The 12393-nt window shown below is 74.2% G+C and carries 9 protein-coding genes; 8 read left to right on the top strand and 1 reads right to left on the bottom strand.

Going from position 1 to position 12393, the window contains the following annotated elements; all coding sequences use genetic code 11:
* The first annotated feature begins 5 nt into the window (after positions 1-5).
* The 3 genes from O7616_RS00120 to O7616_RS00110 all read left to right on the top strand — a co-directional run bounded on the left by O7616_RS00120 (position 6) and on the right by O7616_RS00110 (position 3684).
* Complete coding sequence (locus O7616_RS00120) at positions 6-1613, top strand: trypsin-like peptidase domain-containing protein (protein ID WP_282305141.1); 1608 nt, start codon at positions 6-8, stop codon at positions 1611-1613.
* Positions 1614-1802: 189 nt separating this feature from the next.
* Positions 1803-2471: a BON domain-containing protein gene (locus tag O7616_RS00115; protein WP_282305140.1), complete on the top strand. Its 669-nt coding sequence runs from the start codon at positions 1803-1805 to the stop codon at positions 2469-2471.
* A 157-nt stretch (positions 2472-2628) separates the two neighbouring features.
* The gene (locus O7616_RS00110) at positions 2629-3684 is read left to right on the top strand and encodes a glycosyltransferase family 4 protein (RefSeq protein WP_282307795.1); all 1056 of its coding nucleotides are present in this window, start codon (positions 2629-2631) and stop codon (positions 3682-3684) included.
* A gap of 22 nt (positions 3685-3706) precedes the next feature.
* Here O7616_RS00110 and O7616_RS00105 read toward each other — a convergent pair whose 3' ends face one another.
* Positions 3707-5131, bottom strand: a complete 1425-nt coding sequence (locus tag O7616_RS00105; protein ID WP_282305139.1) for a serine/threonine-protein kinase — start codon at positions 5129-5131, stop codon at positions 3707-3709.
* A gap of 164 nt (positions 5132-5295) precedes the next feature.
* Between O7616_RS00105 and O7616_RS00100 the strand changes: the two genes are divergently transcribed.
* The 5 genes from O7616_RS00100 to O7616_RS00080 all read left to right on the top strand — a co-directional run bounded on the left by O7616_RS00100 (position 5296) and on the right by O7616_RS00080 (position 12393).
* On the top strand, positions 5296-6129 hold the full coding sequence (locus tag O7616_RS00100; protein WP_282256857.1) for a patatin-like phospholipase family protein: 834 nt from the start codon (positions 5296-5298) through the stop codon (positions 6127-6129).
* Positions 6129-7133: a 1-acyl-sn-glycerol-3-phosphate acyltransferase gene (locus tag O7616_RS00095; protein ID WP_282305137.1), complete on the top strand. Its 1005-nt coding sequence runs from the start codon at positions 6129-6131 to the stop codon at positions 7131-7133. The genes O7616_RS00100 and O7616_RS00095 overlap by 1 nt, the downstream gene beginning before the upstream one ends.
* Before the next feature lie 108 nt (positions 7134-7241).
* Complete coding sequence (gene cutA / locus O7616_RS00090; protein ID WP_282256859.1) at positions 7242-7562, top strand: divalent-cation tolerance protein CutA; 321 nt, start codon at positions 7242-7244, stop codon at positions 7560-7562.
* A 48-nt stretch (positions 7563-7610) separates the two neighbouring features.
* Entirely contained in the window at positions 7611-11204 is a 3594-nt protein-coding gene (locus tag O7616_RS00085) for a hypothetical protein (protein ID WP_282305136.1), read from the top strand.
* Between the two features lie 136 nt (positions 11205-11340).
* Positions 11341-12393, top strand: coding sequence for an acyl-CoA desaturase (locus O7616_RS00080; protein ID WP_282305135.1), 1053 nt, complete (start codon positions 11341-11343; stop codon positions 12391-12393).

Genomic DNA, 12393 nt, shown 5'->3' with positions numbered 1-12393 from the left:
GTGACATGACCGAGTTCGAGTCCGACCCGCAGCGCCGGCCGGCCCCCACCGACGCCGAGCCGTCGCACCCCACCGCCGAGCTGCCGCGCGACGAGCGCGCGCAGTCCGACTCCCCGACCACCCCCATCGAGGTCGTCTCCACCACCGGCGACGACACGCCGACCAGCGCCGTGACCCCGGCCGCGTCACCCGCGCCCGCCGGTGCCTCCGCGCCCGCCAACCCGCCGAGCGGGTACGAGCCGCCGACCGGCTACCAGCCCTCGGCCGCCACCCCGTCCGCGCCGCCGTACCCGACCTCCGGCTACCCGGCGCACGGCCAGTCCGGCTATCCGCAGCAGACCGCCGGTCAGTACCCGGGTGCTCCCTGGTACCAGGGCCAGCAGTCCGGCTGGGCCGGCGGGGGCCAGCCGGGCATGGCGTACCCGGGCCAGCACCAGCAGCACGCCCAGCACCCGGGGCAGCACCCTCAGCACCCGGGCCAGCACGCCCAGCACCCGGGGCAGCCCGTTCCGCCGTGGGGCCCGCAGGTCGCGCCGCCCGGCAGCGGCCCTCGGCCGGGTCGGATCGCCAAGTTCGCCGGGGCCGGTGTCGCGGTGTTCGCCCTGATGCTCGGGTCGGGCGTCGCCGGCGGCGCGCTCGCCCTGGCCCTCGACGGCGACGGCGGCGGCGTGACCCGCACCTACTCCGCGGCCCCGGTGATCAACGGCGCGGACCTGCCGAAGATCGCCGCGTCCGTGCAGGACAGCGTCGTCTCGATCACCACCGACAGTGGTGAGGGCTCCGGTGTGGTGCTCAGCGCCGACGGGTACGTGCTGACCAACAACCACGTGGTCGCCTCCGCCGCCGGTGGCAACGTCTTGGTGATCTTCGCCGACGGCAACAAGGTCCAGGCGAAGGTCATCGGCACCGACCCGAAGACCGACCTGGCCGTGGTCAAGGCCAGCGGCGTGAGCGACCTCAAGGCGGCCAAGTTCGGTGACAGCGACGCCATGCAGGTCGGTGACCAGGTGCTGGCGCTCGGCAGCCCGCTCGGCCTGCAGGGCTCGGTGACCTCGGGCATCCTCAGCGCCCGCGACCGCACCATCCGCGCCGGTGAGGGTCAGCCGCAGGACCCGACCCAGCAGCAGAGCCAGACCGTCAGCTCGATCTCCGGCCTGCTCCAGACCGACGCGCCGATCAACCCGGGCAACTCCGGTGGCGCGCTGGTCAACACCCGGGGTGAGGTGATCGGCGTCAACACCGCCATCGCGACCTCGGGCCAGAGCACCGGCAACATCGGTGTCGGCTTCGCCATCCCCAGCAACAAGGCCAAGGACGTCGCGGGCAAGCTCCAGCGCGGCGAGAAGGTCAGCCACCCGTCGCTCGGGGTCGGCGTCAACCAGGCCGAGGGCGGCGGTGCGCTCGTCGCGTCGGTGACCCCGGGCAGCCCGGCCGAGAAGGCCGGCCTCCAGCGTGGCGACGTCGTCACCCGCTTCGGTGACAAGCCGGTCAACGACTCCGACGACCTGGTCGGCGCGGTGCAGGCCGGCAAGGTCGGCGACCGGGTCGAGGTGCAGTTCAAGCGCAACGGTGAAGAGAAGACCGTGACCGTGACGCTCGCCGAGACGCCGTGACACCCACACGAATCTGAACCTGTCTCCTCCCTCCGGCGGCGGGTGGCGGGGCCGAGGGGGTCGGCTCCGTCACCCGCCGCTCTTTCCCGCCCGGACGGCGGTTCACCCGGATCGGGTGAACCGCCGTCACCCGGTTGTCCGGCACGTTCGGGAGGCGAGTCTCGGCGACCGGAACCGGGGGTGGGTGCCATGACCGACGTGCTGGATGTCCGCGACGACCAGCGGATTCAACGTGACGTCCTGGCGCAACTCGCCTGGGACGCCCAGCTGCAACCGAACGAGATCGGCGTGAGCGTCGACGAGGGTGTGGTGACCCTGACCGGCTTCGTGGACGGTGCCGCCCGCAGTTGGGCGGCGACCCGCTGCGCGCAGCGGGTTCGCGGTGTCCGGGCGGTGGCCGACGAGATCGAGGTGCGGTTGCCCGGTACGCCGGGGCGTACCGACGCCGACGTCGCCATCGCCGCCTCCCGAGCCCTGGAGTGGGACAGCTTCGTGCCCGCCGAACGGCTGGACGTGACGGTCGCCAACGGCTGGCTCATGCTCCGCGGTGAGGTCGAGTTCGGGTGGCAACGGCGTGCCGCCGAGGGGGAGGTGCGCCGGCTCGACGGCGTACGGGGGATCACCAACCTGATCGAGGTGCGACCGTCGGCGCCTCCGGCGGAGCTGCTGCGCCGGGACGTGCAGCGGGCGCTGGCCCGGACCATCGGGGCCGAGCGGGTGACCGTCGAGGTGGACGGCGACACGCTCGTCCTGGCCGGGGTGGTCCGGTCCTGGTGGGAACGCGACCAGGTCCAGCGGGTCGCCTGGTCCGCGCCGGGCGTACGGGTGGTGCACGACCAACTCCTGGTGGGCGGGTGAGCGTCCGGCTTGTCCGGTTTACCGGGGGCGTCCCGGGGAACTCGCCGCCGACCGTTCCGACCGCCGGTGGCGCCGCACCGGGGACCAACGGGGAGGACTCGTGGCCCTGAACCACCCGCCCGCGGACCGGCCGACAGGGCGGTCGTTGCGCATCGCGATGGTGGTCCCGCCATGGTTGTCAGTGCCGCCCCCCGGCTACGGGGGTCTGGAACAGGTCGTCGCCGCCCTGGTGGACGCGCTCAGCGTGCAGGGACACGCGGTAACGCTGTTCGGCGCCGGTAGCGACCACGGCACGGCGGCCGACGGCTTCGTCTCCACCGTCCCTGAGGTCCAGTACGAGCGGCTCGGCGAGTCACTGCCGGAGCTGGCCCACCTGGCCCGGGTGAAGCGCCTGGTCACGGCGGCCGACTTCGACGTGATCCACGACCACACCACGATCGGCCCGCTGGTCGCCGGCCGCCGGGCCGTACCGACCGTCGCGACCGTGCACGGCAACCCGGTGGGGGAGTACGGCGACGTGCTCGGCGACGTCGACTCGGGCGTCGCCCTGGTGGCGATCTCGCACGCCCAACGCCGGTTGAACACCGACCTGCCCTGGGCCGGCACCGTGCACAACGCACTGGACATACGTGGCTTCCCGCGCAAGACCGAGCCCGGCCGGGGGCCGGTGCTGTGGCTGGCCCGCTTCAGCCCGGACAAGGGCCCGGAGATCGCCATCCGGGTCTGCCGGGAGGCCGGGTTGCCCCTGCTGCTGGCCGGCAAGTGCAACGAGCCGGCCGAGCGCCGCTACTACGAGCAGGTCGTCGCACCGCTGGTCGACGAGAACGTGACAGTGGTCCTCAACGCCGACCGCGCGGAGACGCTGCGGATGCTCGTCGACGCGCGGTGTCTGGTCATGCCGATCCAGTGGGACGAGCCGTTCGGCATGGTGATGCTGGAAGCGATGGCGACCGGCACGCCGGTGGTCGCGCTCAACCGTGGTGCGGTGCCGGAGCTGGTGCGGCCCGGACTGACCGGGCTGGTGTGTGAACGGGCGGAGGAGCTACCCGCCGCGGTGCTCGCGGCCGAGCAGCTCGACCCGGAGGACTGCGTGGCGCACGTCGCGGAGAACTTCTCGGTCGAGCGGATGGCGGAGGACTACGTCGAGGTCTACCGACGCTTCGCCGCCGGGCGGTACGACGTCCACGAATCGGCTCGGGTGTCGGCCCGCTGACCTGTTCCGGCGTCGCCCCGCGTCAGACCTGGGCGGCCCCCAGGTCGGCGATGGCGGCGTCGAGCTGAGAGGCGTACCCCGAGCTGATGCCGCCCTCGCCGAGGCGCACCGCGACCTTCTCCCGCAGCCGGGCCACCGGTGGTCCCAGCTCGTCGCGGCCGGAGCTGACCGCGGCGGTCAGGTTGCGCAGCTCGTTGCGCAGGTCCAGACCCACGTCGTCACGGATCTCCCCGGCGCCCACGCCGGCGGTGATCAGCCCTTCCACCCGGCTGGCGGCCTCGACCAGGCTGCCCGGACGCGACGGGGGCACACCGGTGCTCGGCGTCGTCGGCGAGGGCGTGGTCGGCTCGGACGACGCCGGGACGGGCGGGTCGCTCGGCGGGGTCGTCGTCGGTCCCACCGAGGGCTGCGTGCGGGGCGTCGACCGCTGCTCGGGCAGCAGGGCCACGCCGGCCAGTGCCAGACCGACGGCCAGGATGAGCAGCAGCGCCAGCCGTCGTCGGGACCGACCCGGGTCCGCCGTCGCCTCCCCGGACGCCGGTGCGACCCCGATCGGCGGCGGCGGGGGCAGGGGTCGGGTGGGGACCCGGACGGTCGCGGCCGGGGGATCGGGCGGCAGCAGATGCCCGCGCAACACGGTGGCGACCTGCCGGGCGGTCGGCCGTTCGGCCGGGTCCCGGGCCAGGCTGCGCAGGCAGATCCGGGCCACCGGCGGGGGTAGCCCCGGCACCGCGGCGAGCGTCGGCGGCGGGCCGTCGGTCAGTGCGGCGCTGAGTTGCTCCCAGGTGTCGGCCGGGTACGGAACCCGGCCGGTGAGCGCCTCGTAGAGCAGCACGCCGAGTGAGTACACGTCGGTGGACGGCTGGGCCGGCGCGCCGTCGAGGCGTTCCGGTGCGACGTACGCCGGGGTGCCGAAGGTCTCGCCGTCCTCGTCCTCGTCCGGTGCCCCGATCCGGGTGGCGATGCCGAAGTCGAGCACCTTGACGCCCGTCCCGGTCATCATCACGTTGGCCGGCGTGATGTCGCGGTGCACGATGCCGAGCCGGTGCGCGGCGGCCAGGGCCTCCGCGACCTGCGCGCCCACCTGCACGGCCTCGGCCCACGGCAACGGCCCCTCGGTGAGGCGCAGCTCCAACTCCTCGCCGTCGAGCAGCTCCATCACCACGAACGAGGTGATCGAGCCGTCCGGATCGACGGTCTCGCCGTAGTCGTGCACCGAGGTCAGGTGCGGGTGCACCAACTGGGCGGCGGCTCGGGCCTCGTCGCGCACCATTCCCCGGAAGCGTGCGTCGGCGGCCAGCGAAGGAGCGAGGACCTTGAGCGCGACCAGCCGGTCCAGCACCTCGTCCCGGGCACGCCAGATAACCGACATGCCGCCGGCGCCGATCTGGTCGAGAAGTCGGTATCTGCGAGCCAGCAACCGGCCCGGATGCAGTGCTGCCTTCACGGATCGCACCTGCCTCAGGGGTGGGAGCGGTATCAGGTTGCGCGAATGTGTCCTGGCTGTCAACGCCGTCGCGCCCGCCGGTCGCCGGGCGGTGCCTGGGCTGCGCCGACCGCCCGGCGACGGCGGCCGGCTGGTCGGCTGCGCGTCCGTGCCAGGATGAGGGCATGGCGGGGGGACCTGTGGCATTCGTGCTCGGCGGCGGGGGCGTGCTCGGCGCGGTCGAGGTGGGCATGTTGCGCGCGTTGTTCCGCGCCGGCATCAAACCCGACATGGTGCTCGGCACCTCGATCGGCGCGGTGAACGGCGCGCTGGTCGCCGCCGACCCGTCGGAGGCGGTGACCGACCGGCTGGTCCGGCTCTGGGCCTCGCCGGAGGCGAGCGAGGTGTACGGGGACTCGGTCGCCCGGCAGTTGCGTCGCTTCGCCGCCCGTACCCACCTGCACTCGCCTCGCCCGCTGCGCCGGCTGCTGGAGACCGAGTTGGGCGTGGACACCACCTTCGCCGACCTGAAGGTGCCGTTCCGGTGCTGCGCCGCGCACATCGAACGCGCGGCCGAGCACTGGTTCGACAGCGGCCCGGTGGTGCCGGCGGTGCTGGCGTCGGCCTCGGTGCCCGGCCTGCTCCCACCCATGGAGATCGACGGCGCGCACTACGTGGACGGGGGCATCGTCAACTCCATCCCGATCGGCGAGGCGGTGGCGGTCGGCGCGCGCCGGATCTACGTCCTCCAGGTGGGCCGGATCGAACGGGAGTTGACCCCGCCCCGACGGCCGTGGGAGATCGCGCAGGTCGCGTTCGAGATCTCCCGCCGGCACCGGTTCTTCCGCGAGTTGGCGGCGCTACCCGAGGGGGTGGAGGTGCACGTCCTGCCGACCGGAGGGCTGAACCCCCGCGACGACACGCCCTGGGCGTACCGGGACATGGCGGCCGTGGGGCGGCGGATCAGCCGGGCGTACACCGCCTCCCGGCGCTACCTCGCCACCCACCAGGAGCGATGATGCCGCTGCCTCCCAGGTGGCTGCGCCGGTTGCTGTTCGCCCCCGCCGTGGTGGCACTGGCGTTCGTCGTGGTCACCACGTTGCCGATCTGGGCGTTGCTCGCCGCGGCCGCGTCTCCGCTGGTACCGGGCCGGTTACGGCCGCTGCGGCTGCTCTGGATCGGCTGCGTCTACCTGGTCTGGGACGCCGCCGCGCTGATCGCGCTCTTCCTGCTCTGGGTCGTCTCCGGCTTCGGCTGGCGGACCCGGTCCCCGGCGTTCCAACGCGCGCACTACGTGCTGGCCGGATGGTTCCTGCGGGTGCTGTTCTGGCAGGCACACTGGACCCTGCGGTTGCGCATCGACGTGGTGGGCACGGACCCGGACACCGCGCTGCCCGGCCGCCCCGAGGTGGTGCTCTGCCGGCACGCCGGGCCGGGCGACTCGTTCATCCTGATCCACGGGTTGGTCAACTGGTTCAAGCGGGAGCCACGGATCGTCCTGAAGGACAGCCTCCAGTGGGACCCCGCGATCGACGTGCTGCTCAACAGGCTGCCCAACCGGTTCATCGCGCCGACGCCGGAGCGCGGCGAGGAGACGGTACGCCAGGTCGGGCACCTGGCCACGGGCCTGGACGACAACGACGCGTTCGTGATCTTCCCGGAGGGCGGCAACTTCACCCCCAAGCGCCGGCTGCGTGCCATCGCCCGGCTGCGTTCCCTCGGGCTGGAACGGATGGCACTGCGCGCCGAGCGGATGCGTCACGTGCTCGCCCCGCAGCCCGGCGGGATGCTGGCCGCGCTGGACGCAGCCCCGGACGCCGGGGTCATCTTCGTCGCCCACACCGGGTTGGACCGGATGCTCACCGTGGCCGACGTCTGGCGGGAACTGCCGATGGACAAGCGGATCGTGATGCGGTTCTGGTCCGTGCCGCCGGAGGACATCCCGGCCGGGCGGCAGCAACGCATCGACTGGCTCTTCGACTGGTGGGCGCAGATCGACACCTGGGTCGCCGCCAACCGTTAGGCCCGCTGCCCCGAGCGACAGGCGATTTCGGTGAGTATGGTGACGCGGAGCGTAGCGGTCGCGGACGAAAGACGGGCTCGGTGGCGCCGTGCCGCGTAGGGTGCGGTCGTGGACCAGATCTGCGTCGTGACGACTGTGGTGGATGCGCGTTCGGTCGCGGACGTGCTGGCGGCTGCGGCCGTCGCCGGCAGGCTCGCCGCCTGCGCCCAGGTGGGTGGTCAGGTGGACAGCACCTACTGGTGGAGGTCCGGAGTGGAGACCAGCACCGAGTGGTCGGTGCAGTTCAAGACCGCTCCGGACCGGCTCACCGCGTTGGTGGACCAGATCCGGGTCAGCCACCCGTACGAGGTGCCGGAGATCCTGGTGTCCACTGTGCAGAGCGGAGACCCGGCGTACGCCACCTGGGTGCACGAGCACACCCGGCTCTGAGTACGCGCACTCTGGGCCGCCGCCGGGTGGGTTCTCGATGATGGCCGGGTGGAGGACACCCGTTATCCCTGCCCCGCGTGCGGTGCGCCGGCCGATCTGAGCGCCGGTTGCACACGTTGCCTGCGTGCGCCCGACCCGGCCGCCGCCGAGGTGATCCGGCTGGGCCGGGAGATCGCCCGGTTGGAGCCCGAGGTGGATCAGGCTCGCCGCGCGTACACCGAACTGGCCGGTCGCCTGTCGGCCCTGTCGCGACGGCGCGCCGAGGTGGCGGCGGTCGTCCGGGCGGGGTTGGCGGCCTCCGCCGTGGCAGGTCCGGTGCCGGCTCGCGTCCCGGCACCGGTTGCCCCGGCGGGTTCGACGCCGGGTGCGGCCGAGACGTCGACCCGGACGGTCCAGGGGGTGCTGTTCGTCCTGGGTGGACTCCTGCTGGGCACCGCGGCCATCGTGTTCACCGCCGTGGCCTGGGCGGCGGTGGGGGTGGCCGGGCGAGCGTTGATCCTGGCGGCGTTCACCGCTCTGGCTCTCGCCGTTCCGTTGCCGGCGGTTCGCCGGGGGTTGCGCGGCACGGCGGAGACCTTCGCCGCGGTGGGGTTGCTGCTGGTGGTGCTGGACGGGTACGCGGCCTGGTCGGTGAACCTGGCCGGGGTGGCCGGTTGGCCGGGTAGCCGGTACGCCGCGCTGGTCGGGGGGGCCAGCGCGGCGGTCGCCGCAGCGTACGGCCGGTGGAGCGGTCTGACCGGGCCGTGGTTCGCCGCGCTGGTCGCCGCGCAGCCGGTGCTGCCGCTGCTCGCCGTCGGAGTCGAACCCGGCCCGGCCGGTTGGACGCTGGTCCTGCTCGGGGTGGCGCTGGGGAATCTGGTGGTGCTGGTCGGGCTGCGCGGCCGGGACGGGGCGGTGCCAGTCGTCGGCCGGGTGCTGGCGGGGATTGGACACGCCGGCGCGCTCGTCGCCGCCGCTGCATCCGCGCTGGTGCCGCTGGCCGTCGGACGGGCGGGCGGTTCGCCGCTGCTGGCCGGGGTGCCGCTGCTGCTGGTCGCGTTGACCGGTCTCGGTACGGCCTGGTTGGTCGGCGGGCGGGCGCTGCGGGGGGTGGCCGGTGGGTTGCTGGTGCCGGTGCTCGCCCTCGCCCTGCTGCGCCCGGTGGCCGAGCTGCGGCCGTCGATGCTGCTGCTCGCGGCGGCGACGGTGGCGCTGGGGCTGGCCGTCGCGGTGCGGAGCCTCCCGGTCGGCACCGAAGGGGAGGCAGCCGGGGGTTGGCGGACCGGCCCCCGCGCCGGGGCGTTGCTGGTCGCGGCGGGTACGGCGCAGGTGGCCGTGCTGGCCACCGCCGTGTTGGCGGTCGCCGCCGTGGGCCGTTCGTTGCCGCCGTGGGGCGGGGCCGGGACGGGACCGGATCTGAGCTGGGGCTGGCAGTTGGCACCGGCCGTGGCGTTGGCTGTCGCCGCGACGGCGCTGCTGCTGCCCCGGAAGGCGCAAACGGTGCTCGCCACGGCCGGCGCGGTGGCGGTGCTCTTCGCCCTGCCCGCCGGTTGGGCGGTCTCCTGGCCGACGGTGGTGGCGGTCGACCTGGTCGGAGGGGCTGCGCTGCTGGTCGCCGTGCTGGCCCGTCCGGCGACCCGTCCGGCCGTCCTGCTCGCCTGCGCGCTGGGCGGTGCCGTCCTGCTCGGGCACGGGCTGCTGGTCGCCCTGGCCGGGCCGACCGGTGCGCTGGTGGCACTCGGCGTCATCGTCGTGGTCGGGCTGGCGCTCGTCGTCCGGCGGGGCACCAGGGCGTACCGGCGGGTGGCCGGCGTGGGTCTGCTGGTCGCGCAGCTCGCGCTGCCCGGGATCGCGGTGGTGGCGCTGTTCGCCGGTGGCACGCCGCCGTGGTGGCAGGCACGGATCGCGCTGGTGGCCGCCGGGCTCGCGCTGGTCGCGGTGCTCGCGGTGCGTCGTCACCGGGTGGAGCTGACCGGGTACGCGGTGACCGGCGCGGTGGTCGCCGTGACCGTGCCCGGCCTCGCGCCGCTGGTCGTGGCGGGCGACGAGCCGGTCGCGTTGTACGCCGCGCTGGCGGCGTTGGGCGTGGCGCTCGTCGTCCTCTTCGCCCGCCCGGAGGGGGTCGCCGACCAGCCGGTCCGGATCAGCGAGCCGGCGGTCGAGGGGGCGCCGGTCGAAGGGCTGCCGGTCGGGGGGCCGGCGGTCGAGGGGGCGCCGGTCGGGGGGCTGCCGGTCGGGGGGCCGGTGGACGGGGGGTCGTCGGCGGTCGGGGGGCCGCCGGCGACCGCCCGGTCGGGCCCGGCGCTGGTGGTGGGTGGTGCGCTCGCGGTCGTCGCTGTCCTGGCGGCCCTGCCGAGGGTGTTCACCGCGCTCGTACGGCCGTACGGCTCTTGGGAAGGGGTCTGGTCCGGGGTGCCCAGCGTCGTCGCCGATCCGGCGGCGCTACCCGTCGGGCTGGCGATGGTCGTGCTGGCGGTGGCCGCCGTGCTCACCGGCCGGGGCATCCGCGGGTCGGCGCTGCCCGCGCTGCCGTTCGCCACCGCAGCGCTGCCCGCGCTGCCGTTCGCCGCTGCGGCGCTGCCGGTGCTGCTCGTTTCGGTCGGCGTGCCGTGGCCGGTGCTGCCGACTGCGGTCCTGCTCACCGGGTTGGCCGCGTTGCTGCTCGCCGCGCTGGCCGTGCCCCGGCCGATGCTCGCACCGGTCGCCGTACCCCTGGGTGTGGTCCTGACCGCCTCCGGGGTGGTGGGGCTGCTGGCCACCCGGCCGCTGTCGCTCGCCGCCGAGGGAGCGCTGCTGGTCGCGGCTGTCGTCGTCGCCGCCGGGGGACGCACTGTCGAGGTGCGTGTGACCGGTTGCCTCGCGGCGGTGGGTGCGGCGTCGGCGTTGGCGGTGACCGCTCCGCTGGTCGCCGGGCTGACGGTACGGGCGGCCGCGTACCCCCTGTTGGCGGTGGCCGTGCTGGTGCTGGCCGTCGCCGCCGCGGCGACGCCGACGCGGGCGCTGGTGGGTCGGGTGCTGGACGCTGCCGCGCAGGCGGTGGCGCTGGTGGCGGCGGTCCTCGCCGTCGAGGTGGCGCGACACCTCGCCACGGTCTGCGTGCTCTGGGGTGTCGCCGTCGCGGTGCGGCTGTTGCGCCGGGGCGAGCCGGGCGGCCGACGGTGGGCGTTCGCCGGTGTCGCCGCCGGCAGCGAGCTGCTCGGTGCGTGGGTGCTGTTGGCCGCCGGCGGGGTGACGGTGCTGGAGGCGTACACCCTGCCGGCTGCGGGCCTCGCCCTCGGCGCGGGCCTGCTGGCGCTGCGGACCCGGCCCGGGCTGACCAGCTGGCCGGCCCTCGGCCCGGGGCTGGTCGCGGCGCTCGCGCCGAGCCTCGTGTCGGTGTTGATCGGCCCGGACCCGCAGCCGTGGCGGCGACTGCTCCTCGGTGCGGCGGCGCTCGGCGCGGTGCTGGCCGGAGCGACCCGTCGCTGGCAGGCGCCGGTGCTGCTCGGCGGCGGGGTGTTGACGTTGTTGGCGCTGCACGAGGTCGCCCGAGGTTGGGATCTGCTGCCCCGGTGGATCTATCTGGGGGTCGGCGGGCTCGCCCTGGTCGGGCTGGCCGCCACCTACGAGCGGCGGCGACGTGACCTGGCGCGGCTGCGCGCGGCGGTGGGCCGGCTGGGCTGAGCCGAACCCGTAGGGGTAGGGCCTGCCCTACCTCCCATTCGGGGGCTGTCGGGGTTACTCAGCGCTACCTCGGACGGAAGACTTGCCAGTGAGCCCGAGCCACCCTGGAGCGGGCGCAAGCTGATCGGGGGCACGAATGGCGCTCGGAGCGGTGGCGGAACCGCCGGTACGGCGGCGAGGCAGTGACTACGCACAGTTGTCGCGACGGATCAGTCAGGCCGGTCTGCTGGAGCGCCGCCCCGGCTGGTACCTGGCTCGCATCGTGCTGACCCTCGGCGCGTTCGTGGCCGGTTGGGTGGCCGTGTTCCTGCTCGGCGACTCCTGGTGGCAGCTGCCGCTCGCGGCGCTGATGGCGGTGGCCACCACCCAGGTCGCGTTCCTCGGTCACGACGCCGGGCACCGGCAGATGTTCCGTCGGCGCGGGCCCAGCGAACTGGTGGGGTTGTTCGCCGGCAACCTTGCGGTGGGGCTCAGCTACGGCTGGTGGGTCGACAAGCACAACCGCCACCACGCCAACCCGAACCACGAGGACGAGGACCCGGACGTCGGCGCGGGCGCCCTGGTGTGGACGCCCGAGCAGGCACTGGCGACCCGTGGTTTCGGCAGGTGGTTGGCGAAGCGGCAGGCGTACCTCTTCTTCCCCATGCTCCTGCTGGAGGGTCTCAACCTGCACGCGGCGAGCATCAAGGCGATCGTCGGGCGGGAGCCGGACGGTCGGTACACGACCCCGATGCGGCACCGGGCGGTCGAGGCGGCGTTGCTCGTCGTGCACACCGCCGCGTACGTGGCGTTGCTGTTGGCGGTCATGTCGCCGGTCAAGGCGCTGCTGTTCGCCGTCGTGCACCAGGCGCTGTGGGGCCTCTACATGGGCTGCTCGTTCGCGCCGAACCACAAGGGCATGCCCATGCCGAGCGCCGAGGACGAGCTGGACTTCCTGCGTAAGCAGGTGCTGACCTCGCGCAACGTGCGGGGCGGCGGGTTCGTGGACACCGCGCTGGGCGGGCTCAACTACCAGATCGAGCACCACCTCTTCCCGAACATGCCCCGCGCCAACCTGCGGCGGGCTCAGCCGATCGTCCGCGCCTACTGCGTCGAGCAGGGCATCCCGTACGCGGAGACCGGGCTGATCGAGTCGTACCAGCAGGCGCTCGGTCACCTGCACGAGGTGGGCCGGCCGCTGCGCGGCTGA

Source organism: Micromonospora sp. WMMD964 (genome assembly GCF_029581455.1).
Classification (GTDB): Bacteria; Actinomycetota; Actinomycetes; order Mycobacteriales; family Micromonosporaceae; genus Micromonospora.
This window is presented reverse-complemented; position numbering and strand designations above follow the sequence as displayed.

What these genes read in the sequence shown, in the direction of transcription:
- O7616_RS00080 (WP_282305135.1), top strand. Translation starts at nt 11,341, where the DNA reads ATGGCGCTCGGAGCGGTGGCGGAACCGCCGGTACGGCGGCGAGGCAGT.
- O7616_RS00115 (WP_282305140.1), top strand. Translation starts at nt 1,803, where the DNA reads ATGACCGACGTGCTGGATGTCCGCGACGACCAGCGGATTCAACGTGAC.
- O7616_RS00120 (WP_282305141.1), top strand. Translation starts at nt 6, where the DNA reads ATGACCGAGTTCGAGTCCGACCCGCAGCGCCGGCCGGCCCCCACCGAC.
- O7616_RS00100 (WP_282256857.1), top strand. Translation starts at nt 5,296, where the DNA reads ATGGCGGGGGGACCTGTGGCATTCGTGCTCGGCGGCGGGGGCGTGCTC.
- O7616_RS00110 (WP_282307795.1), top strand. Translation starts at nt 2,629, where the DNA reads ATGGTGGTCCCGCCATGGTTGTCAGTGCCGCCCCCCGGCTACGGGGGT.
- O7616_RS00095 (WP_282305137.1), top strand. Translation starts at nt 6,129, where the DNA reads ATGCCGCTGCCTCCCAGGTGGCTGCGCCGGTTGCTGTTCGCCCCCGCC.